At 63.7% G+C, this 22,220-nt stretch carries 23 protein-coding genes; 12 read left to right on the plus strand and 11 right to left on the minus strand.

Going from position 1 to position 22,220, the window contains the following annotated elements; all coding sequences use genetic code 11:
* Positions 1-41 precede the first annotated feature (41 nt).
* Together NKJ00_RS06565 and NKJ00_RS06570 are read left to right on the plus strand one after the other, a co-directional pair.
* Positions 42-857, plus strand: coding sequence for a 3-hydroxybutyrate dehydrogenase (locus tag NKJ00_RS06565; protein ID WP_031213135.1), 816 nt, complete (start codon positions 42-44; stop codon positions 855-857).
* 46 nt (positions 858-903) lie between these two features.
* Positions 904-2,037 (plus strand): patatin-like phospholipase family protein, encoded by a 1,134-nt coding sequence (locus tag NKJ00_RS06570; protein ID WP_352629209.1) that lies wholly within the window; start codon positions 904-906, stop codon positions 2,035-2,037.
* Positions 2,038-2,060: 23 nt separating this feature from the next.
* Here NKJ00_RS06570 and NKJ00_RS06575 read toward each other — a convergent pair whose 3' ends face one another.
* The gene (locus tag NKJ00_RS06575) at positions 2,061-2,660 is read right to left on the minus strand and encodes a TetR/AcrR family transcriptional regulator (RefSeq protein WP_023810908.1); all 600 of its coding nucleotides are present in this window, start codon (positions 2,658-2,660) and stop codon (positions 2,061-2,063) included.
* Positions 2,661-2,782: 122 nt separating this feature from the next.
* On the opposite strand from NKJ00_RS06575, the gene NKJ00_RS06580 reads away from it, so the two are divergent.
* The 6 genes from NKJ00_RS06580 to NKJ00_RS06605 all read left to right on the plus strand — a co-directional run bounded on the left by NKJ00_RS06580 (position 2,783) and on the right by NKJ00_RS06605 (position 10,970).
* Positions 2,783-3,244 carry a (2Fe-2S)-binding protein gene (locus NKJ00_RS06580; RefSeq protein WP_352629211.1) on the plus strand — a complete coding sequence of 154 codons (462 nt, stop codon included), beginning with the start codon at positions 2,783-2,785 and terminating at the stop codon, positions 3,242-3,244.
* A 2-nt stretch (positions 3,245-3,246) separates the two neighbouring features.
* Positions 3,247-5,520, plus strand: a complete 2,274-nt coding sequence (locus tag NKJ00_RS06585) for a xanthine dehydrogenase family protein molybdopterin-binding subunit (RefSeq protein ID WP_023810910.1) — start codon at positions 3,247-3,249, stop codon at positions 5,518-5,520.
* Positions 5,517-5,966 carry a hypothetical protein gene (locus NKJ00_RS06590; RefSeq protein ID WP_352629213.1) on the plus strand — a complete coding sequence of 150 codons (450 nt, stop codon included), beginning with the start codon at positions 5,517-5,519 and terminating at the stop codon, positions 5,964-5,966. The genes NKJ00_RS06585 and NKJ00_RS06590 overlap by 4 nt, the downstream gene beginning before the upstream one ends.
* Positions 5,967-6,280: 314 nt before the next feature.
* A complete protein-coding gene (locus NKJ00_RS06595; protein WP_031213157.1) occupies positions 6,281-7,453 on the plus strand; it encodes an efflux RND transporter periplasmic adaptor subunit in 1,173 nt (390 codons plus the stop codon).
* Between the two features lie 86 nt (positions 7,454-7,539).
* Positions 7,540-10,719 (plus strand): efflux RND transporter permease subunit, encoded by a 3,180-nt coding sequence (locus tag NKJ00_RS06600; RefSeq protein WP_128305531.1) that lies wholly within the window; start codon positions 7,540-7,542, stop codon positions 10,717-10,719.
* Between the two features lie 92 nt (positions 10,720-10,811).
* Positions 10,812-10,970: a DUF3309 family protein gene (locus NKJ00_RS06605; protein WP_023810914.1), complete on the plus strand. Its 159-nt coding sequence runs from the start codon at positions 10,812-10,814 to the stop codon at positions 10,968-10,970.
* Between the two features lie 63 nt (positions 10,971-11,033).
* On the opposite strand, the gene NKJ00_RS06610 is transcribed toward NKJ00_RS06605, so the two are convergent.
* Together NKJ00_RS06610 and NKJ00_RS06615 are read right to left on the minus strand one after the other, a co-directional pair.
* Positions 11,034-11,993 (minus strand): SDR family oxidoreductase, encoded by a 960-nt coding sequence (locus NKJ00_RS06610; protein WP_023810915.1) that lies wholly within the window; start codon positions 11,991-11,993, stop codon positions 11,034-11,036.
* 76 nt (positions 11,994-12,069) lie between these two features.
* Positions 12,070-12,279, minus strand: coding sequence for a DUF680 domain-containing protein (locus NKJ00_RS06615; RefSeq protein WP_023810916.1), 210 nt, complete (start codon positions 12,277-12,279; stop codon positions 12,070-12,072).
* 114 nt (positions 12,280-12,393) lie between these two features.
* On the opposite strand from NKJ00_RS06615, the gene NKJ00_RS06620 reads away from it, so the two are divergent.
* Positions 12,394-13,302: a LysR family transcriptional regulator gene (locus NKJ00_RS06620; RefSeq protein WP_023810917.1), complete on the plus strand. Its 909-nt coding sequence runs from the start codon at positions 12,394-12,396 to the stop codon at positions 13,300-13,302.
* Here the strand turns inward: NKJ00_RS06620 and NKJ00_RS06625 are convergent.
* From NKJ00_RS06625 to NKJ00_RS06635, 3 genes are all read right to left on the minus strand, one after another.
* Positions 13,266-14,441, minus strand: a complete 1,176-nt coding sequence (locus NKJ00_RS06625; RefSeq protein WP_023810918.1) for an MFS transporter — start codon at positions 14,439-14,441, stop codon at positions 13,266-13,268. The two genes, NKJ00_RS06620 and NKJ00_RS06625, sit on opposite strands and share 37 nt — an antisense overlap.
* Before the next feature lie 123 nt (positions 14,442-14,564).
* Positions 14,565-14,873: a DUF1244 domain-containing protein gene (locus tag NKJ00_RS06630; RefSeq protein ID WP_023810919.1), complete on the minus strand. Its 309-nt coding sequence runs from the start codon at positions 14,871-14,873 to the stop codon at positions 14,565-14,567.
* An 11-nt stretch (positions 14,874-14,884) separates the two neighbouring features.
* Positions 14,885-15,682 carry an N-formylglutamate amidohydrolase gene (locus NKJ00_RS06635; RefSeq protein ID WP_352629216.1) on the minus strand — a complete coding sequence of 266 codons (798 nt, stop codon included), beginning with the start codon at positions 15,680-15,682 and terminating at the stop codon, positions 14,885-14,887.
* A 245-nt stretch (positions 15,683-15,927) separates the two neighbouring features.
* On the opposite strand from NKJ00_RS06635, the gene NKJ00_RS06640 reads away from it, so the two are divergent.
* Both NKJ00_RS06640 and pyk read left to right on the plus strand, forming a co-directional pair.
* Entirely contained in the window at positions 15,928-16,416 is a 489-nt protein-coding gene (locus NKJ00_RS06640; protein ID WP_127260459.1) for a DUF1036 domain-containing protein, read from the plus strand.
* The gene (pyk, locus tag NKJ00_RS06645) at positions 16,413-17,849 is read left to right on the plus strand and encodes a pyruvate kinase (RefSeq protein ID WP_023810921.1); all 1,437 of its coding nucleotides are present in this window, start codon (positions 16,413-16,415) and stop codon (positions 17,847-17,849) included. The genes NKJ00_RS06640 and pyk overlap by 4 nt, the downstream gene beginning before the upstream one ends.
* A 44-nt stretch (positions 17,850-17,893) precedes the next feature.
* On the opposite strand, the gene NKJ00_RS06650 is transcribed toward pyk, so the two are convergent.
* The 3 genes from NKJ00_RS06650 to ykgO all read right to left on the minus strand — a co-directional run bounded on the left by NKJ00_RS06650 (position 17,894) and on the right by ykgO (position 19,964).
* A complete protein-coding gene (locus NKJ00_RS06650) occupies positions 17,894-18,958 on the minus strand; it encodes an alpha/beta fold hydrolase (protein WP_352629218.1) in 1,065 nt (354 codons plus the stop codon).
* 163 nt (positions 18,959-19,121) lie between these two features.
* A complete protein-coding gene (locus NKJ00_RS06655; protein ID WP_352629220.1) occupies positions 19,122-19,727 on the minus strand; it encodes a tetratricopeptide repeat protein in 606 nt (201 codons plus the stop codon).
* Between the two features lie 111 nt (positions 19,728-19,838).
* On the minus strand, positions 19,839-19,964 hold the full coding sequence (gene ykgO, locus NKJ00_RS06660; RefSeq protein ID WP_006327841.1) for a type B 50S ribosomal protein L36: 126 nt from the start codon (positions 19,962-19,964) through the stop codon (positions 19,839-19,841).
* A 240-nt stretch (positions 19,965-20,204) separates the two neighbouring features.
* On the opposite strand from ykgO, the gene NKJ00_RS06665 reads away from it, so the two are divergent.
* Positions 20,205-20,627 (plus strand): lysozyme inhibitor LprI family protein, encoded by a 423-nt coding sequence (locus tag NKJ00_RS06665; RefSeq protein WP_352629222.1) that lies wholly within the window; start codon positions 20,205-20,207, stop codon positions 20,625-20,627.
* 6 nt (positions 20,628-20,633) lie between these two features.
* Here the strand turns inward: NKJ00_RS06665 and NKJ00_RS06670 are convergent, their stop codons facing one another.
* Together NKJ00_RS06670 and purE are read right to left on the minus strand one after the other, a co-directional pair.
* Positions 20,634-21,713: a 5-(carboxyamino)imidazole ribonucleotide synthase gene (locus NKJ00_RS06670; RefSeq protein WP_352629224.1), complete on the minus strand. Its 1,080-nt coding sequence runs from the start codon at positions 21,711-21,713 to the stop codon at positions 20,634-20,636.
* Entirely contained in the window at positions 21,710-22,207 is a 498-nt protein-coding gene (gene purE, locus NKJ00_RS06675) for a 5-(carboxyamino)imidazole ribonucleotide mutase (protein ID WP_023810926.1), read from the minus strand. Before purE ends, NKJ00_RS06670 begins: the two co-directional genes overlap by 4 nt.
* Positions 22,208-22,220: the final 13 nt, after the last annotated feature.

Here is a 22,220-nt window from a genome sequence, read left to right on the forward strand (position 1 = left end):
TATTGCGTCGTATTGAGCATATATGCTGCACTGCAACATAGATGCATTCTTGCCGTAACCAGAGGATTCCGCCCTTGGCCGCCAGAAAAACCGCAGTCATCACCGGCTCCACATCGGGCATTGGCCTGGCCATCGCCCAGGCGCTGGCGGCCGAAGGCCGCAACGTCGTCGTCAACTCTTTCTCCGACACGACCGCCGACCACGCCATGGCCGACGCAATTGCCAAACAGTATGGAGTGAAGACCGCCTACATCAAGGCCGATATGTCGAAACCGGCGGAATGCCGGGCGCTTGTCGCCAAGGCGGCCGAAACATTCGGTTCGGTCGATATCCTGGTCAACAATGCCGGCATCCAGCATGTCGCGCCGGTGGAAGAGTTCCCGATCGAGAAATGGGACGCCATCATCGCCATCAACCTGTCGTCGGCATTCCACACCATTGCAGCCGCCATTCCGCTGATGAAAAATGCCGGCGGCGGGCGGATCGTCAACATCGCCTCGGCACACGGCCTCGTCGCGTCGCCGTTCAAGTCGGCCTATGTCTCGGCCAAGCACGGCATCATGGGATTGACGAAGACCGTCGCGCTCGAACTGGCGCGCGAAAAAATCACCTGCAATGCCATCTGCCCGGGCTATGTGCTGACGCCGCTGGTCGAGGCGCAGATCCCCGATCAGATGAAAGCCCATCAGATGGACCGCGAGACCGTCATCCGGGAGGTCATGCTGGACAAGCAGCCGACCAAGGAATTCGTCACGGTAGAGCAGATCGCGGCAGCGGCGGTGTTCCTGTGCTCGGACGCGGCAGCGCAGATCAACGGCACGCATCTCTCGGTAGATGGCGGCTGGACCGCCGCGTGAGGCGCGAAATCTTCTCATCTACCCAAAACGCACCAAGGACGACGCCATGACCAAAAACGGCAAGGCGGAGGAGACGAAGAAGACGATCAACATCGCGCTTCAGGGCGGCGGCTCGCACGGGGCCTTTTCCTGGGGTGTGCTCGACCGCCTGCTGGAGGACGGACGGCTGGAGATATCAGCAGTGTCCGGCACCAGCGCCGGCGCCATGAACGCGGTGGCGCTGGCCGACGGATATGTGCGCGGCGGTGTCGAGGGAGCGCGGCAAAAACTTGAGGATTTCTGGCGCGCGGTGGCGGCCAAGGGCCGGTTCAGCCCAGTGCAGCGCATGCCGTGGGATGTCGCCTGGGGCAACTGGTCGATCGAGAATACGCCTGGCTATGTCTTCTTCGACACCATGTCGCGGGTGTTCTCGCCCTACGTCGCCAATCCGCTCGGCCTTAACCCGCTGCGCGACGTGGTGGAGCAGGAGATCGATTTCGACAATGTCCGCGCCTGCAAGTCGATGGAACTGTTCATCTCGGCGACCAATGTCGAGACCGGACAGTTGCGCGTTTTTTCCGACGGCGAGATCGACCTCGACGTGGTGATGGCTTCGGCCTGTCTGCCGCAATTGTTCCGCGCCGTCGAGATCAAGGGCGTGCCCTACTGGGACGGCGCCTATGGCGGCAATCCGGCGCTCTATCCGTTCTTCAAGACCGCGGCGACCGAGGATGTGCTCCTGGTGCAGATCAATCCGGTGGTGCGGGAGGGAACGCCAAGGAGCGCCAACGAGATCCAGAACCGCATCGACGAGATCACCTTCAACGCCGGGCTGCTGCGAGAATTCCGCTCGATCGCCTTCGTCAAGGAACTGATCGCCGCCGGCCGTCTGCCGCATGGCGAATATCGCGACATCCGCATGCACCGCATCGATGCCGACGAGGCGTTCAAGGACCTGTCGGCGTCATCAAAGGTCAATGCCGAATGGGCGTTCCTGACGTATCTCAGAGACCTCGGCCGCACAGCCGCCAGCGACTGGCTGGAAGAGAATTACGACGCCGTCGGCAAGCGACCGACGCTCGATCTCTCCGGCGAACTCGATGACGGCTTCAAGCCGGTGCGCGGTCCGGCACCCGGCCGGCGGGTCAAGGAATTCCTCGCTGTGCGCAAAAATCCGGAGGTGGTTCGCCGTCGGGCCTGAACTGAAACCCGATACAGCTGGTTTCATCGAGCTTTCAAGGCGAGGTCGATCACCCTGATCAGGGCAGCGGCCGCCTGCCGCTGTCCCTCCGGATCTCTGATCCGCGCCTTCATGCCTTCCAGCCCGTCGAGCAGCATGTCGGTGAGCAGTTGCGCCGACAGGCCCCTGGCCGCCAGGTCGACGCCGTTCCTGGCTGCCTCCCCCTGGATCGCGGCGGCAATATGTTCGCCAAGCCCGCCGCGCCAGCAGCCGACCAGATCGCCAAGGCTCGATTTCATATCCAGCAATTCGGCGCCGTGCGGCGAGGCAACGACCGCGCCCATCATCGAGATGAATGCCTCATCGATGGCCCGCATCATGCGCTCGGTGAAAGGGCCATCGCCGGATAGGGCAATCTTTGCCGCCTCGACCGAGCGCGACAGGATCATCATGGCGATGGCGCGGAAAATGTCGGTCTTGTTCTTGAACAAGAGATAGAGCGCCGGGCGCGACATGTCTGCGGCGCGGGCGATGTCGTCCATGGTGGTGCGGGTGAAGCCATAGGCCAAAAACACCTTCATCGCGCCATCCAGGATACGGACGCGTTTGGGATCTGTGGCGGCGATGTCTTCGATCTGGTTCATGGAGCAATTCTATCCTGCAAAATCCTATTTGACAAAATGACGAAATTTGTCAATCTGTATTGGGCGAAACGGTCGAGAGGACGCTTCGCCCTTGGCAGTGGACGACAACAAAGGGTATCCCCATGCGCCTTACCGTCGACGGTCAGTCTTTCGATATCGATGCCGATCCTGACATGCCGCTGCTGTGGGCGCTGCGCGATCTCATTGGCAAGACCGGGCCGAAATTCGGCTGCGGTATCGCCGCCTGCGGCGCCTGCACGGTGCATGTGGACGGTCAGCCGGTGCGTTCCTGCTCACTCCCGGTTGGGCAGGTCAGTGGCGCTGTCACGACCATTGAAGGCATCGGCACAGCAGGCAGACTGCATGCGGTGCAGCAGGTATGGCTGGAGGAACAGGTCGCGCAATGCGGCTACTGCCAGGCCGGCCAGATCATGAGCGCGGTGGCGCTGCTCGACGAAGTCGCCAACCCAAGCGACGCCGATATCGACAACGCCATGGGCGGCAATCTCTGCCGCTGCGGCACCTATCCCAAAATCCGCTCGGCCATCAAGAAGGCCGCGGCGCTCAAGACGGCGGGGCTCTGACCATGGCCAGTGTCGGAAAGATCGCCCGCCGCACGTTTCTGATCGGCGCTGCCGCCGTCGCGGGCGGCGTTGCCGTCGGCTACTACTATTATCGCAAGCCTTTTCCGAACCCGCTCGAGGCCGAGCTCGGCAAGGGCGAGGCGACCTTCAACCCCTATGTGAAGATCGGCGCCGACAACACCATCACCATCGTCGCGCCGCGGGCCGAGATGGGGCAAGGCATTTCGACGACGCTCGCCGTCATGGTCGCCGAAGAACTCAATGTGAGCCTCGACCGGGTCAAGGTCGAGCACGGCCCCGCCTCCCATGCCTATTACAACGCCGCGATCCTCGAAGAGGGCGGTCCGTTCGCCTTCTTCGACGAGAGCATGACCGCGCAGGCGGTGCGCTCGGGTCTCGGTGTGGTCGGCAAGTTCCTTGCCCTGCAGGGCACCGGTGGTTCGGCTTCGACACGCGACGGTTTTGACAAGATGCGGCAAGCGGGTGCAGTCGCCCGGCAGATGCTGATCGCGGCTGCGGCGCAAAAACTCGGTGTCGCCGCCGCCGATCTGGAAACGGCCGACGGTTCGATCCTGCACAAAGCGTCCGGCAAGTCGCTGACCTATGGCGCGGTCGCCGCGGCCGCCGCCGCGATGGCGCCGCCGGCCGAAGTCAGGCTCAAGGACCGGGCCGACTGGAAACTGCTGGGAAAGCCGCAAAAGCGCATCGACATGCTGGCCAAGGTGACCGGGGCGCCGATCTTCGGCATCGATGTCAGGCTGCCGGACATGGTCTACGGCACGGTCAAGATGAGCCCGCGCTTCTGGTCGGCGCCGATCAAGGCGGACCTCTCGAAAGCCGAGAAAATGCCCGGTGTGATCAAGATCGTGCCGCTGGAGACGAATTACGGCCATGGCTTCGGCATCATCGCCGACAACACATGGGCGGCATTCAAGGCGGCCGAGGCGATCGATGCCCAGTGGTCCGATCCCGAATACCCGCTCAGCAGCGCCGCTATTTCAGATGTCCTGAAGCAGGCGCTCGGCACCAAGGGGTCGGTGATGCGCGACAATGGCGACGTCGACACCGCCTTTGCCGACGCGCCGCGTGAAAGGATCGTCGAGGCCGACTATGCGGTGCCCTATCTGGCGCATGCGACGATGGAGCCGATGAACGCCACGGCGCAGCTCAGGGACGGCGCGCTCGACATCTGGTGCGGCAACCAGGCGCCGACCCTGGTGCGGCAGCTTTGCGCCAACGCGGTCGGCATCGAGCAGGACAAGATCACTGTGCACACCACCTTCATGGGCGGCGGTTTCGGCCGGCGCGTCGAGGTTGACTACGCGCTGTGCGCCGCGCTGATGGCGAAGGAGACGGGCGGGCGCCCGATCAAGGTGACCTGGACGCGTGAAGAAGACATGCGCCACGACGCCTACCGGCCGGCCGCTATCGGCAAGTTCCAGGCGCGGCTCGGCGACGATGGCATGCCGGTCGCCGTCGACATGAGGATGGCCTCGCCATCGGTGATTGCCGGCATGCTGCGCCGGCTGTTTCCTTCGATATCGCCGCTCGGTCCCGACAAGAGCATCGTCGACGGTGCCTATGACCAGCCCTACACCATTCCGAACTACCGGGTCAGCGGTATCGCGGCGCCGGTCTCCATCCCTGTCGGCTCCTGGCGCTCGGTCGGCAGTTCGGTCAACGGCTTCTTCCATGAGGGTTTCATGGACGAGATCGCCATTGCCGGAAAAATCGATCCGGTCGAGATGCGCAAGAGACTGATGGCCGCTTATCCCTCGGCGGTGAAGGTGGTGGAGAAAGTCGCCGCGATGGCGAAATGGGGCGAGGCGCTGCCCGCCGGCAAGGCCAGGGGTATCGCCTTCACGCTGTCCTTCGGCAGTTGGGTCGGCGAGATCGTCCAGGTGGCGGACACGCCGGCCGGCATCCGCATCGAGAAGGTGTGGATCGCCGCCGATGTCGGCACCGCGCTCGATCCCGGCATCATCGAGGCGCAGCTGATTTCGGCCGCCATCTACGGACTCTCCGCAGCTATGGGTCAGGAAATCACCTTCGCCGACGGCATGGTCGAACAGTCGAACTTCCACGATTTCGACGCCATGCGGATCTTCCAGTGCCCGGTCTTCGAAGTCGCCATCCTGGAAAACTTCCACAAGATGGGCGGCGTCGGCGAGGTCGGCACACCGCCGGCGGCTCCGGCGCTCGCCAACGCCATCTTCGCGCTCACCGGAAAGCGCGTCCGCACGCTGCCGCTGTCGAAAACGGTGGCCTTCGCATGAAGAAGCTCCTCATCATGCTGACGCCTGCTGCCATGCTCGTGCTCGCAGCGCCGTTTGCGATCGCGCAAGAGAGCCAGATGCCGGCGCCGGCGACCGTCGACGCGGCGAAAGGCCTGTCCGAATGGGACAAGGTCTATGCGGTGTTCTCGCATCCGCGCTGCGCCGACTGTCATGTCGCGGACGAGCGGCCGCGCTGGTCGGGTGCGCATTACGGCGGTACGCGCGTTCACGCCTTCAATGTCCAGCGGGGTGCTGACGGGTCGGGCTTCGGCAATCCGGGCCTGCGCTGCACGACTTGCCATTTCGCCAGCAAATTCCAAGGCATTGCACGGTCCGCCCGGGGCCGAGAACTGGCATCTGGCGCCAGCCGAGATGGCCTGGTTCGGCAAATCCTCGGCCGAAATCTGCGCCCAGATCAAGGATCCCCTGCGCAACGGCAACCGTAGCTTGAAGGATATCGCGCTGCATGTTCGCGACGACAGATTGGTCGCCTGGGGCTGGGCGCCAGGATCGGGTCGTGAACCAGCCCCGGGCTCCGCCGAAGCAACCGATCAAGCGATCGAAAACTGGGCAGCGGCCGGCGCATCTTGTCCGCCGGCGCAATGATCTTGCAACTTTCAGACTATATTGCGGTGCAACTTTGATGTAGAAGCGCGCTTCGCCGATCACGGCAAATTGAACACGGCTCGGCGCGCACCCATATCGGCGACGCGCCCGCGTTATGAGGACGCTGGCCGAACCCGCAGTGGAAAAAACGACGATGAGAATCAGGTTTCACAAGCTTGCAGCCGTTGTTGTGCTCATTGGTTTCGCGGCGTGGATGGCGACAGGCGAGTTTTCGTCGGTCGGCAGCGTAGCCGCCAACAAAGCCAAGGCAGCCGAAGCCGAACAGGCCAAGGCGCCGGACGCAAGCAAGCCGAAGACGGCGGAAGCCGAGCCGAAGGCACCGCTGCGCACGGTCGCGGTGGTGACACCGCCTCGCAAGACCTATGCGCGCGCCATCCGCATTTCCGGGCTGACCGAAGCCGACAAGCGGGCGGTGCTGGCGACGCGCGTCGCCGGTGTCATCGACAAGCTACCTGTCAAGCAAGGCGATCACGTCAAGACGGGGGATCTGGTGCTGATGCTTGCGGCGGAAGAAAAGATCTCGATGGTCGACAACGCCAAGCAGTTGGTGGTGCAGCGCCAGGCCGAGCTGGACGCAGCCTTGCGGCTGATGAAGACCGGCAATCTGCCGAAGCTGCAGCTCGACACCGCGCGCTCGAACCTGACCTCGGCGCAGTCGCTGCTGGAAACGGCACAGGCCGAACTCGACCGCAACGAGGTGAAGGCGCCTTTCGACGGCGTTATCGACCGGGTGCCGGTGGAACTTGGCAGTTCCGTCATGCAGGGCGGCGAGGTGGCAACCATCCTCAAGCTCGATCCGGTGATTGCCCGTGGCGAAGTCAGCGAGCGCGATCTCGGCTATCTCAAGCTCGGCGACAAGGCCACCATACGGCTGGTCAGCGGCCAGACGGTCGAAGGCACCGTGCGCTACATCAGCCGCGACGCCTCGTCGGCGACCCGCACCTTCCGCGTCGAGGTTGCCGTCCCCAATGCCGACGGCTCCGTGCCGGCCGGCATGACGGCGGAAATCGCGCTCAACGCACAGCCGACCGACGCGGTGCTGCTGCCGCGCTCGGTTGTGACGCTCGGCGACAAGGGCGACCTCGGCATCCGTGCCGTCGGCAAGGACAACAAGGTGGCGTTCTTCCCGATCGACCTCGTTGACGACACGCCGACCGGCCTCGTCCTCGGCGGCATACCGGCCGACGCCCGCATCATCGTCGCCGGCCAGGAACTGGTGAAGGAAGGCGATCTGGTCAATCCGGTCGAGGCCGACCAGGCGATCATCAAGAAGCTGCTCGGCGAGGCGACGACCGGCACCCAGTAGCGTAGCACAAGTCGCGACGGACTAGCCCTGGGCGGGGACAATCGGCTGCGACGCAGCTCGTGGAAATTCAAGAACAGGCGTTAGCCATGGATATCGTCAGACTCGCAATCAACAATGCCCGCCTGACCATTTCGGTCCTCGTCTTCCTTCTGCTGGCGGGCTGGGTCGCCTATCAGGCGACGCCAAAGGAAGCGGAGCCCGACGTTCCGATTCCGATGATGTATGTCAGCCTGATCTATCAGGGCATTTCGCCCGAGGATTCGGAGCGGCTTCTGCTGCGGCCGATGGAAAGCAAGCTGAAAAGCCTGAAGGGCCTCAAGGAGATGCGTTCGGCCGCCTTCCAGGGCGGCGGCTACGTGCTGGTCGAATTCCAGCCGCAGACCAATCTGGCCACCGCGCTGCAGGACACGCGCAGCAAGGTGCAGGACGCCAAGGCCGACCTGCCGCAGGCGGCGGAAGAACCCGTCGTTACCGAAGTCAACATTTCCGAATTTCCCGTGCTCGTCGTCACGCTCTCGGGAAATCTGCCCGAACGCGTGCTGACCGCCGCCGCGCGCGAACTACGCGACCGTATCGAGGAGGTTCCCGGTGTTCTCGAAGGCTCGCTGCAGGGTGCGCGCGACGATCTCGTCGAGGTCGTCATCGATCCGATGAAGCTGTCTTCCTATGGATTGCAGCTCGATCAGTTGATCGGTGCGGTCGGCAACTCCAACAGCCTGGTCGCCGCCGGCAACATCGAAGGCTCGGAGGGCAAATACGCCGTCAAGGTGCCGTCGCTGATCGAAACGCCGGAGGACGTCGCCGCACTGCCGGTGGTCGCCGGCCCCAATGCCGTGGTGCAGGCCAAGGACATCGCGACGATCCGCTCGACCTTCAAGGATGCCGAAACGGTGACCCGCCTCAACGGCAAGCCGGCCATCGCCATCGAAGTCAAGAAGCGCATCGGCTCCAACCTGATCGACACCATCGCCAAGGTGCGGACGGTGTCCGACGAGTTCGTCAAGTCCATGCCCGAGGGCATGAACGTCACCTACACGCAGGACAAGTCGGTCTTCGTCAACCAGCTGCTCGGCGATCTGCAGAACCATGTGATGATCGCCGTCATCCTGGTGTTCATCGTCATCCTCTACGCGCTGTCCGGCCGCGCCTCGCTGCTCATCGGGCTTGCGATTCCGTCGTCCTTCCTGATCGGCATCCTGCTGCTGGCGATGATGGGCTACACGATCAACATGATCGTGCTGTTCAGCCTGATCCTGGCCGTCGGCATGCTGGTCGACGACGCCATCATCGTCACCGAGTTCGCCGAACGGCGGATGAGCGAAGGCATGCCGAAGGAGGAAGCCTTCGCGCTCGCAGCCAAGCGCATGGCCGGTCCGGTCATCGCCGCGACGATGACGCGCATCGCCGCCTTCTCACCGCTGCTGTTCTGGCCGGGCATCATCGGCGACTTCATGAAGTACATGCCGATCACGCTGATCGTCACGCTATCGGCCTCGATGCTCTATGCGCTTGTCTTCGCGCCGACGCTGGGTGCGATCTTCGCCAAGGCGCCGCCGCATCATGAGGATGACAATCGCGACGGCTGGTACATGGCGATCGTCAAGCAGGCGGTGCGCTTCCCCATCACCGTGCTGGTGCTGACCGTCGCGCTCTTGTTCGGCGTCGGCTTTGCCTATTCGAAATACGGCGCCGGCGTCGAGTTCTTCCCGAATGTCGAACCGGATTACGGCCTGCTCTACGTGCATGCGCGCGGCAATCTTTCGCTGGCCGAAATGGATACCGCGACCAAGATCGCGGAAGACAGGCTGCTCGGCTGGCCGGGCGTGAAGTCGGTCTACACCCGCGTCGGCAAGACGCAAGGCGGCGGCCAGGATATCCCCGAAGACGTCGTCGGCGTCATCCAGTACGAATTCATCGACTGGCGCGAGCGCAAGGCGGCGAACCACATCCTGGACGATCTGCGCGGCGTCATGGCCGGCATTCCCGGCGTCGATGTCGAGGTGCGCGTGCCGGAAGCCGGTCCGCCGACCGGCAAGCCGATCCAGATCAGGCTTTCGGCCGTCGACCCCAAGGGGCTCGACGACAAGGCCCGTGAGGTTGCGGCGCGCATCGGCAAGGTGCCCGGCGTCATTGATATTTCCGACGGCCTGCCGCCGCCCGGTGTCGACTGGGCGCTCGAGGTCGACCGTGCCAAGGCGGCGCAGTACGGCATCAGCCCAACCTCGGTCGGGACGGTGGTGCAACTGGTGACCAACGGGCTGAAGCTCTCGGAATACCGGCCTGCCGGAGCCGACGACGCGGTCGACATAAGGCTGCGGCTGCCCGAAGATCGGCGCACGCTGTCGACGCTCGACGAACTCAGGGTGCAGACCTCACAAGGCTCGGTGCCGATCTCGAACTTCGTCGTGCGCAAGCCCGAGCCGACGGTCGGCATCCTCAACCGCATCGACGGCGCGCGTACGGTGGTCGTCCAGGCCAACGTCGCCGCCGGCGCTCAGGTCGCGGCTGTGCAGGAGCAGGTCACCAAAGCCGTCTCCGACATGGATCTCGGCAGCGGCATCCGCTGGAAGCTGGCCGGCTCGAACGAGGACAGCGCCGAAGCCAGCGCCTTTCTTAGCAAGGCCTTCGGGGCGGCGATCTTCCTGATCTTCCTGGTGCTCTTGGCGCAGTTCAACAAGTTCACCAGCGTCTGGCTGGTGCTGTCCTGCGTGGTCATGGCGACGATCGGCGTGTTCCTCGGCCTGCTGATAACAGGCGAGACGTTCGGCATCGTCATGTCGGGCATCGGCGTCATCGCTCTGGCCGGCGTGGTGGTGAACAACAACATCGTGCTGATCGACACCTATGACCGGCTGCGTGAAGAAGGCTGGGACAAGGTCGAGGCGGTGCTGCAGACTTGCCGCGAGCGCGCCCGTCCGGTGGTGCTGACGGCTGTTTCGGCCATTCTCGGCGTGCTGCCGATCGCCTTCGGCCTCGGGTTGGAAATCTTCCATCACGAGACGACGATCAACGCGCCGTCGACGCAATGGTGGATTTCGCTGTCCTCGGCGATCGTCTTCGGCCTGTCCTTCGCCACCGTGCTGACGCTGGTGGTGACGCCGTCGATGCTGATCGTGTTCACCCGCGCCAAGGTCAAGCCGGGCGCACGGCGCGGTTGGTTCAGCCGGCTGTTCCGGCGTGGCAAGGGCGAGATTTCCTCGACCGATGCGCAGGGGCAGGATACCGGAGCCGAGCCGGATATCGCCTTTCCGAAAGCCGCCGAATAGACCAATGCCGATTTGACCGCAAAAGGCCGCCCGGAACAACCGGGCGGCCTTTTGCATTGTTCTTGGGCGAAACGTCGAATTGCGGGGTTCTCATGCCGATCACCACCATCGTCATCATCGTCCTGGTCCTTATCCTCATCGGCGCGGTGCCGGCCTGGCCACATTCGCGCTCCTGGGGCTATGGGCCCTCGGGTATTGTCGGCGTGGTGCTGGTGGTGCTTATGGTGCTGCTGTTGATGGGACGGCTCTGAGGCGCCCTCTCAGTCCGCGGAGATTGTCAATGTGCGGAGGAGCATCGCCCGCCATCGCGGACGTCAGGCAGCTTTCGCAACGCCGGTCACGGTGGCAATGCCGATATCCCCGAGAGCTTCAGTGACGGCCTGATCCAGCGGCGTGTGCGGGATCGCACCGATGATGCCTTCCAGCCTTGCCGACGCCAGTTGGTGCGGTTCGAAGCGCAGATAGGACATCGACACGATCTCACGCCACATCGCCACGAACGGGCTACCGGCGCGCAGCACCCACCAGGCCATCGAGGTCATCTTGAGCGGACGCCCAAGCGCCTTCTCTGCGGCTGCCTTGATCTCCAGGTCGGTGACGGGATGGCCGGGGAAGTTGAAGGCTTCATAAGCGCCGAGCTTGTCCAGGTTCTGCGCCAGTCCGACGAAAGCCCTGGCCAGATCCGGTAGGTAGGCCCATTCATGTACGAGGTCGACCGGGCCGGGCGCCGTATAGATACCCTTGTTGATCTTGGCAGCGACGACCAAGTCGAACCACGAGCCGCTGCCGGTGCCGCCGAAGAAGTCGCCGGCCCGCAAAATGATGGTGCGGACGCGGCGTGCTTCGGCCTCGCGGTGAAACAGGTCCTCCATGGCGACGCGGATGCGCCCCTTGTCGGTCGTCGGGCGGAACGGCGTGTCTTCCGTGATCACCTCCGGCATCGGCGATCCGTAATTGTATACGGTCCCGGGAAAGAGATGCAGTGCGTTGTTGGCATGGCAAGCGGCCATGACATTCTCGGCGATCGGCAGGCACTTGACCCATTCGGTGTAGATCGGGTTGAGGCCGTTGAAGATGATATCGACACCTTCCGTGGCGCGGATCAGCGCTTCCCGGTCGAGCGCGTCACCGGCAACGGCCGTAGCGCCTTCAAGTTCAGTTGGCAGTTTGCCGTTGCGGGTGACGGCGCGGACCTCGTAGCCCACGTCGATGAAGGCCTTGGCGACCACGCGGCCGAGCCGGCCATTGGCACCGAGAATTGCGATACTGGTCATTGGAAGCACTCCTGGGTTGGGATTTGCGTGGCCGGTCTGGACGCGCGATCGGGATCAGCGACAAGCGCGATCGAGATCAGCGGCTGCCGAAGAGGTCGCGGTTGCTGCCTTGCGTGACCGGCTGCCGGACGGCCGCATCCGGGTTGTGGATCGAAGCGGTGGTCGTGTTGTCGGTGCTGGTGACAGTCGGCTGGCTGGCGTCGTTCGACCCAAACTTGTCGCTGCCGGCAAAAGCGGCGCTGACGGAAATGAGGATGGCGGCGGTGGTGAGAGCGATCTTGGTCATCTGAGTTCTCCTGGTTGGTGTTTGCAGTCCGTGTTGGTGTCTGCAGCCGGAATATGGTCGCTCCGAACGCGAATGGAAATTGACTACAGATGGCGATCTGATATTCATAAATGAATGGCTGAAATCGACTGGAACCTGATCAAGAGCTTTGTCGCCGTGGCGGAATCCGGCAGCCTGTCGGCCGCCGCGCGAAAGCTTTCGGCCAGCCAGCCGACGCTTGGCCGTCACATCGGCGAGTTGGAACAGGCGCTGGGCGTCACACTGTTCCGTCGAGGACGGCACGGCTACGAACTGACGGAGGCCGGCAGCACGCTGTTCGAACGCGGCAAGGCGGTCAGTGAGCAGGCAAGCGCCTTCTCATTGCTGGCGCTGGGTTCGGTAGAGGCCATCGAAGGCACGGTGCGCATCGCCGCCAGCGAGGTGGTGGCGGCCTATGTCCTGCCTGAAATGACGATGCGGCTGGGGATCGAGGAGCCCGGCATCGAGGTCGAGATCGTCGCCTCCAACCAGGTCGAAAACCTGCTGCGTCGAGATGCCGACATCGCCATCCGCATGGTCAAGCCGGCGCAGAACGAGCTGATGGCACGCAAGGTCTGCGATATCGAGCTCTGCGCCTGCGCCGCCAAATCCTATCTCGACAGGCGCGGCCCTCCGCTGAAGCCCGCCGACCTTGTCGACCACGACCTGGTCGGCTTCGACCGCGGCGACGAGATCATCAGGGGCTTTACCCAGCATGGTATCCCCGTCACCCGGAGCAGCTTCCGCTTCAGGGCCGACAACCAGATCGTTTTGTGGGAAGCGGTGCGGGCGGGAAACGGCATCGGCCTCGGTCAGGAGCCGCTGGCCGACAGGGATCCTTTGATAGAGAAGGTGCTGCCTGACCTGCCGCTGCCAGTTCTGCCGGTGTGGCTGGCGATGCATCGCGATGTGCGTACCAGCGTGCGCATCCGCCGGGTGGTGGATTTTCTGCATGAGGAGCTGAAACGCTATTCGGCGGGTGCTGGCGCGAATTCGGCGCGGTGAGCGAGCCCGGCCATCAGCAACACGATGATCAGCAGTCCCGACATGGTGATGAAGATCGGGCCGAAGCTGGAATGCTCGGCAACGAAGCCGATCGCCGACGGCGCCACCAGTATGCCGCAGTATCCGATAGTGGTGACCACGCTCATGCCGGTGCCGGAAGACATGCCTTCCTGGTTGCCGCCGGCCGAAAAGATGATTGGCACCATATTGGCGATGCCGAAGCCGCAAAAGGCAAAGGCTGCAATAGCGAGCCAGGGCGAGGGCGCCAGGCCAGCCACCAGCATGCCGACCGCGGCTACGAGGGCCGACACGCGCAGCGTCGTCACCGCGCCGAAGCGATTGCGTATGCCGTCGCCGAAGAACCGCGTAACCGCCATGACGCCCGAAAATCCGGCGTAGGCGAGGCCGGCAACGGCGAGATCGGCGCCGAGTTCCTGGCGCAGATACAGGGCTGCCCAGTCGAGCACCGCGCCTTCGGAGATCATCGCCAGCAGCGCCATCAGTCCGATCAGATAAACCAGCGGGTTTGCCGGCAGTGCGAATTTGTGGTGCTCGGCTGCCTGCGGTCTGTCTTCGGTGAGGAGATGGCGAACGGCCACCGCGATCACCGCGAAGGCAAACACCGTTACCGCCACCGCGTGGGCGAGGTGGCCGTAGTGCTGGATGGCAAAGCCGCCGAGGCCGCCGCCGGCGAAGCCGCCGAGACTCCAGAAGCCGTGCGAGGACGACATGACGGCGCGGGAGAGCCGCCGTTCGACCACCACGGCATTGGCATTCATGGCAACGTCCATGCCACCGATCGAGCCGCCGAAGATGATCATGGCCGCGGCCGCCAGCGGTACGTTGGGCGCCAGCGCCACGACCATCAGACCGAGGCTGCCGCACAGGGCGAACCAGCGCAGTACGGTGCGCGAACCATGTCTGGAGATCAAATGGCCGCACCAGGTCATCGCGACGACGGCACCGACCCCGAATAGGAGAATCAGCAGGCCGAGCGTGAACTTCGAAATTTCCAGCCGCGTCAGGAACACCGGAATCTGCGGCGCCCAGCTGCCCGTCAGGAAGCCGTTGGCGAGGAAAATGGCCGCGAGCGCCCATCGTCCGCGAATGGCAGTCAGCTTGGCAGTTGACGCGTTCATGAGGCGAATCCCGCTGAAAATGGCTTCGCGCGGCAAATTAGATCGATTCAATTTTCAGTCAAGGCTCTTTCGGGAAGCGTTTTGGGCCAAACACAGCCTTAAGCGATCGCTGGGGCGACGGCGTCAATGGTCGTGGGGGCGCCTTGCCTCGAATTCGGCCTTCTTGGCGTCGGAGGCCTCGGTCTGGTTGAGCGCCTGCCACTCCCCATAAGGCATGCCGTAGACGATCTCGCGCGACTGATCCTTGCTGAGTTCGACGCCCTCGGCATTGGCTGCCTCGCGATACCAGTTCGACAGGCAGTTGCGGCAGAAGCCGGCGAGGTTCATCAGGTCGATGTTCTGCACATCGTTGCGCTCGCGCAGATGCTCGACCAGCCGGCGGAAGGCGGCCGCCTCGAAATCGCGTTGCTGCTCGTCGCTGAGTTCGTTCATCGAAACCTCCGTCATAGCGGCCCGGTGCGCGAGCCGAACATCTTCACCACATGTATATCGGGACGGCGGTCTATCGCGTCAACGATCGGCGCCAGCCGTTCGGCCCAGGCGAGCGCGCCCTTCTGGTCCGATATCAGATCCTGTCTGATCTCGATCAGCGCATGGGCGAAGCCGTTGACGATGGCGTGCTTGTACATGGTGTCGCCGCGCAGCGCGCCGTCATAGGGTTCGTTGTCGCCGACGACGAGGTTCTTGTCCTGCGCCAGCATGTCTATCAACGGCCGCGCCACGCGGTCGTCGAGGTCCCACAGGATGCCGACGTGCCAAGGACGCTGGATTCCTTGCATGGCAGGGGTGAAGGAATGCACCGAAAAGATGAAGGGCGCCTGGGCGGAAGCCTGTGCGACCGAGGCGATCATGGCGCCGACGGCGTCGTGATAGGGTCGGTAGAACCCGTCGAGTCGCCTCTCGCGCTCCTCGGCAGCGATGGGGTAGTTCCCAGGTACGACAGTGCCGTCATAAAGCTGGCGAATGAGCGTTGGGTCGTCTTCGCCGCGGTTGGGATCGATCAGCAGCCGCGAAAAATTGGCAAGCACCGCCGGCACGCCGAGCAGGGCAGCCAGTTCGCGCGTCACCGCCTCGACGCCGATGTCATGGGCGATGTGCCGGTCGAACTCGGCCGAGGGCAGGCCGAGGCTGCCGTAGTCGTCGGGCAGGTCGCGACGGGCATGATCGCCCAACAGCACGATGCCTCGCTTGCGGTCGCCCTCGATGACGTCGAAAGGCGCGAAAACTGTGGATCGGGTCATTGGCGGGAAATGGTCTGTTCGCGGGCTTCCGGGGAGGGTGCTATCGTCATTCCACGAAGACGACGCTTGCGCAATGCCGTTGTTTGGCCAAGGTTTCCCGGGAAATCTGGCACACGTCGGCGAATTGTGCGCCGGAGCCTTTCTAAATCGATTGGAATTGGACAAAACGGTGCGTTGACATGCGCCCGGACTTTTCCGAAAAGGGGCGCAGAGAGATGCTGATGTGGTTTTTGAGGGGTTTTCGGATGAGTTCCGCCGGCGGGCAGCGCATGCGCTCTGCCTTTGCCATGCCGCTCCTCACTCTTGCCATAGGCCTGTCGGCGATGGTCGTGGCTTCGCCGGCGCGTGCCGATTTCCGCGTCTGCAACGCCACGCAGAACCTGGTCGGTGTCGGCATCGGCTATCGCGCCAAGGCCGGCTGGATCACCGAAGGCTGGTGGCACATCGAGGGATCGAGTTGCAAGACGCTGATCGAAGGGCCGCTGTCATCAAGGTTTTACTATCTTTATGCAGAAGACGCCGAGCGCGGTGGACGCTGGGACGGCCCGATCAACATGTGCGTGGCTGAAAAAGAGTTCAAGATCGCCGGCGTAACCGACTGCGTCGCCCGGGGCTTCCAGCGCGCCGGATTCCAGGAATATGACACGGGCGAACAGGCAAGCTGGATGGTCCAGCTGACCGATGAGTCCACAACGGGAGGCGCTCCAGCCGCCCCGGGAACAAACAGTCAATGAGACGTAGCCGCAAGGTCAAGATACTAGCCACCATCGGTCCGGCCTCCTCGTCGGAGGAGATGCTGAAGAAACTGTTCGAAGCGGGCGCCGATGTGTTCCGCATCAATATGAGCCATACCGACCATGAACTGATGCGCACGCTGGTCGGACGCATCCGCGCTGTCGAGGAAGCGGTTGGCCGGCCGATCGGCATCCTGGCCGATCTGCAAGGGCCAAAGTTGCGCGTGGGCAAGTTCGCCAACGGCAAGGAAGTGCTGACGCAAGGCCAGACCTTCACCCTCGACGACAATCCAGAGCCTGGCACCTCGACCAGGGTCTATCTGCCGCATCCGGAAATCCTGAGCTCGGTCGAAGCCGGCCATCGCCTGCTGATCGACGATGGCAAGCTCGAGCTGAAGGCGGTGAAGAGCGACGGCAAGTCGATCGTCTGCACCGTCGTCGCCGGCACCACCATTTCCGACAAGAAGGGCGTCAGCCTGCCCGACACCGACCTCCCGGTCGGCGCGCTGACCGAGAAGGATCGCAAGGACCTCGATGCCGTGCTGGCCACGGGCGTCGACTGGGTGGCGCTGTCCTTCGTGCAGCGGCCGGAGGATCTGGCCGAAGCGCGCAAGATCGCACGCGGCCGGGCGCTGATCATGGCCAAGATCGAAAAGCCGCAGGCCGTCGCCCGGCTGGCCGAGATCATCGAATTGTCCGACGCGCTGATGGTCGCCCGCGGCGATCTCGGCGTCGAGATGCCGCTCGAGGCGGTGCCCGGCATCCAGAAGCAGATCACGCGCGCCGCACGCCGAGCCGGCAAGCCGGTGGTGGTTGCAACGCAGATGCTGGAATCGATGATCACGGCACCGGTGCCGACCCGCGCCGAGGTGTCCGATGTTTCGATCGCCGTCTTCGAAGGTGCCGATGCCATCATGCTGTCGGCGGAATCGGCGGCGGGTGCCTACCCCGTCGAGGCCGTGGCAATGATGAACCGTATCGCCACCAAGGTCGAAACCGATCCGACCTATGCCGGCATCATCAACGCCCAGCGCTCCGAGCCGGAGGCGACTGGCGCCGATGCCATTTCGCTGGCCGCGCGCGAGATCGCCGAAACGCTGAAGCTGGCGGCGATCATCACCTACACCGCATCAGGCACCACAGGCCTGCGCGCCGCCCGCGAGCGGCCGCAAGTGCCTGTTATCGCGCTGTCGCCGATCCTCAATACGGCGCGGCGGCTGTCGCTTTTGTGGGGCACGCATTGCGTCGTCTCACCCGACGCCGTCGACCTCGACGACATGGTCAATCGCGCCTGCCGCATCGCCTTCGACGAAGGCTTCGGCAAGCCGGGCGACCGCGTCATCATCACCGCGGGCGTACCGTTGCGGACACCGGGTTCGACCAACATGCTGCGCATCGCCTATATCGGATCGGACACACAAGTCAGCCGCTAGATTCCTAAAGCGTGTCGCCTCTGAACGGATTCAGGCGATCCGCTTTAGGTCGGCGCGAGTTCGGCCTGCGGTACCTTGATATCGGCGCATCTGCCGGCGCCGTAGGCGTCGCCAGCGATGCGCGCCTCCACTGCCGTTGCCATCGCCTGCAGGTCTATACTCTTCCCGGCGACCTTCTCGATGGCGCCGACGGTCAGGTCGGGCGCGATCCAGTCTGGCTTGTGACCGAGATTGTGCACCCAGACGAGTTCGGCACCGGCAATGTCGCGCGCCAGGCCGACCGAATGGATATGTGCATAGACCACCTTGTCGCGATCGCCTGAAATGACCACGGTTGGCGCCTTGATCTCGTTGTAGCGCGGTGCGGCGCCGAGGGCATAGCGATAGAGCCCGGCGACATCGGTGGCGTTGGCACGAAAGGCTGTTGGTCGCAGCACCAGCGGGATAGAGGCCATTCTGAGATAATTGTCGGGCACCTTGTTGGGCGAGAAAACGCAGGTGGTGGCGTCGGCCATCTGCAGTGTACCGGCCGGATAGGTCAGCGTCTCGGAAAACAGCCAGCCGAGCACCGGCATGGTAGTCAGATCGTAGTACCAGGCGGTTGCGCCGCCCGGCCATGGGTGGGTTGCCGGTGCGAGGAAGACCAGCCCGAGCGTCTTGTCGGGATGCTCCCGGCCAAAGGCCGATGTCACCACGCCGCCGAAGGAATGGCCGACGATGATAGCCTTCTTGATGCCGAGATGGTCCATCAGCGCGGCAATGGTGTCGGCCTGCGCCGACAGGTTCTCGTTGTTGGTGCCGCGACCCGACCAGCCATGGCCTGGCCGGTCGAAGAACAGCATTTCGGCGCGGCCTTCGAGCAAGGGGCGCAGCGGCAGCATCTGGTCCCTGAGGTTGGCGCTGGCGCCGTGGATGAAGACGATCGGCGGCAGCTCGGCATTGGCGGGTGCCGGAACATGGACATAGTGGATGCGGGCGCCGTCGATGTCGGCGAACTCGCCGATCGGCGGGTTGCGGCGCTCGATCAGCCATGAGCCGACGCGGGTGACGCCGACAAAGCCGAACACAAGCGCCATCAGGAAGGCAAGGGCGGCGTAGATCAGGTTCATGGGGGAGATACGGAGGTGGAGGGGGATGAGTTGTAGGGGAGTAGGGGAGTAGGGGAGTAGGGGAGTAGGGGAGTAGGGGAGTAGGGGAGTAGGGGAGTAGGGTGTGTGTTCCGCAGGTACAATCTGCCCCTACTGCCTTATTCTCCCCACTCCCCTAGAGCAATCAAATGCCTTCACCGGCAAGTTCCTCCGAAATCGTGCCGACCTGGTCCTGGGCGCTGCGCATCATCGGATAGATGGCCAGCACCTTTTGCCAGGCCTCGAGCGCCGATTGCTTGTGGCCGGTCAACGCCATGATCTGCGCCAGGCCGGACAGCGCACCGAAATGGCGCGGCTCGAGCTGCAGCGTATGGTCGATGTCGGACATCGACTTGCCGTAGTTCTTCATCATGAAATGCACGGTGGCACGCCGGTTCCAGCCTTCGGCATAGGTCGGCTGCAAAGTCACCACCTGGTCGAGGAAATCGAGCGCGACGTCGAATTTCTGGCCCTCGACGGCTTTTTGCGACCATTGCATCATCAGGTCGATCGAGGCGCTGCCGGATTGCGACCACTCGCTCCAGATGTTGCCGGCGATGCGCTCGGCCGCCTTTTCATTGCGCTCGCGTTTCAGATCGCTGAACAGCTGGTCGAGGCGGGCTTGTTTCGTCGTTGCGGCGGGCGGGGCGTCCTGAGTGGCCGGCGGCGCGACAGCATCATCCGCCCATGCCGGGCCATAAATGGCGCCGGAAACAAGCAGAGATGTCAAAAATGCAAAAAGAATCCGCATCACCGGACTCTAGTCCCGGGCGGCGGAACGTCAAACTGAATTTGGCGTGAAAGGCCGGCAGGCGGCAACAAGCATCAAATGGGCGGAGGCAACAGCCTCCTGCCCGAAAGCTCAGCCCTGGCGTGCCTTGTAGCGCGGGGCGGTCTTGTTGATGATGTAGACGCGGCCCTTGCGGCGAACCAGCTGGTTGTCGCGGTGACGCGCCTTCAGCGCCTTGAGCGAATTCTTGATCTTCATGGTCTTGCCTGTCGGTGTGGACCCGGTCCGGGTCGAAATTTTAAGGCGCGCCAGAAGACGCGCCTTTGAACTGTGGGTGGCTCATAAACGAGGAGCCTTGTCCCTGTCAACCGCAAGCGTGCTCCATTGCGGCTGTGAATCATCCCTGTCATCAATTATCCGCCATGTCGGCCTGGCGCATTGCGCGGCCCTGGGCCGGCTGGGATGATGCGGTCGCCGTGAAGTGATTTGGAGAGAACCATGCGCCGAATGTTCCTGTCCACCTGCCTTGTCCTGCTGGCGGGAGCCTCGGTTGCGCGCGCGCAGGAATGCGACCGCAGCGACGACAGCCAGCAGATGATGAACATCTGTGCCGGCGAAGACTATCAGGCGGCCGACGCCAAGCTTAACAAGGCCTATCAGGATCTCACCAGCTCGGATGATGCCGGCGGCAAGAGATTGCTGCAGGTGGCGCAACGCGCCTGGATCGCTTTTCGCGATGCCGAGTGCGCGCATTCCACCGCCGCCAGCGAAGGCGGATCGATCCATTCGATGGAAGTTTCGCAATGCCTGACCAGATTGACCAATGATCGCGTCAAGCAGCTCGCTGCCGCGGCCAATTGCGAGAAAGGCGATGTGAGTTGCGCCACTCCAGGCGAGGACGAGAGCGACGACGTGCAGTAGGCAACCTTATGAGGCGCGACGGCTGATCCGAGTGAAATGGCCCATCTTGCGGCCGGGCCGCGCTTCGGCCTTGCCGTAGAGATGCAGCATCAGATCGGGCTCGGCGAGAAGCTCAGGGACGCGCAGCACATCGTCGCCGATCAGGTTCTCCATCACGCAGTCGGAGTGGCGGTCCGGGCTGCCGAGCGGCAGGCCGGCGATGGCGCGGATATGCTGCTCGAACTGCGAAACGATACAGGCGGCTTCCGTCCAATGGCCGGAATTGTGCACGCGCGGCGCGATCTCGTTGGCCAGCAGCGAGCCGTCCGCCAGCACGAAGAACTCGACGCCGATGACACCGACATAGTTCAGCGCCGACAATATCGTCGATGCCGCCATTCGGGCTGCTGTCGCGCTTTCGGGCCTTACGCCGGCCGGCAAGGTCGACGTATGGAGAATGCCATTGCGGTGGACATTCTCGGCCGGATCGTAGGCGACGACCGCACCGTCCAGCCCACGCGCCGCGATCACCGAGATCTCGCGCTCGAACGGCACGAAGGCCTCCAGGATCAGCGGCACATTGCCCATCGTCTCGCAGGTGCCGGCAAAACCGCCTGCTTCCATGTTGCTGAAGACGCGCTGGCCCTTGCCGTCATAGCCCATGCGCCGCGTCTTCAGGATGCCGCTGCCGTCGAACGCTTTCAGCGCCGCCGTCAGCTCGTCATCATTGTCGACGGCGTGGAAATCGGCGGTGGCAATGCCGATGCCGTTGAGGAATGTTTTTTCGTCCACCCGGTCCTGCGCCACTTCCAGCGCACGCGCCGGCGGATAGACCGGAACCTTGGCCGCCAGCGCGCTGGCCGCCGCGACCGGGACGTTCTCGAACTCGTAGGTGATGACGGAACTCGACGCTGTCAGTTCGGCAAGGGCGGCCGGGTCGTCATAGGCAGCTGTTATTTGCCGGTTGGCGACCTGTGCCGCGGGGCAATCCGCTTGCGGCTCCAGCACCACGGTGCGGTAGCCGAGGCGGGCGGCGGCAACAGCCAGCATGCGGCCGAGTTGGCCGCCACCAATGATACCGATGGTCGATCCGGTGGGCAGGCTCACGGCGTATCCGTCGGTTCGGCAGCGACCTTGGCGGTCTGCGCGGCGCGCCAGGCGTCCAGACGGACGGCAAGGCTGTCATCGTTCAGCGCCAGCACGGCAGCGGCCAGAAGGGCTGCGTTGGCGGCGCCGGCCTTGCCGATGGCTAGCGTTCCCACCGGAATGCCGGCCGGCATCTGGACAATGGACAGCAGCGAATCCTGCCCGGAAAGCGCTTTCGATTCCACCGGCACACCGAACACCGGCAGCGGCGTCATCGCCGCCGTCATGCCGGGCAGGTGCGCCGCACCGCCGGCGCCGGCGATGATCACCTTGTATCCGGCCGCCTTGGCGCCCTTGGCGAAATCATAGAGCCGGTCCGGCGTGCGATGCGCGGAGATGATCAGCCGCTTGTGCGGGATGCCGAGTGCTTCCAGCGTTTCGGCGGCATGGCGCATCGTCGCCCAGTCGGACTGGCTGCCCATGATGATGGCGACGTCGGCGCGTTGATCGTCCAAGTCCGTGTTCCCC

It is taken from the genome of Mesorhizobium sp. M0227, from assembly GCF_040321855.1.
Taxonomy (GTDB): Bacteria; Pseudomonadota; Alphaproteobacteria; order Rhizobiales; family Rhizobiaceae; genus Mesorhizobium.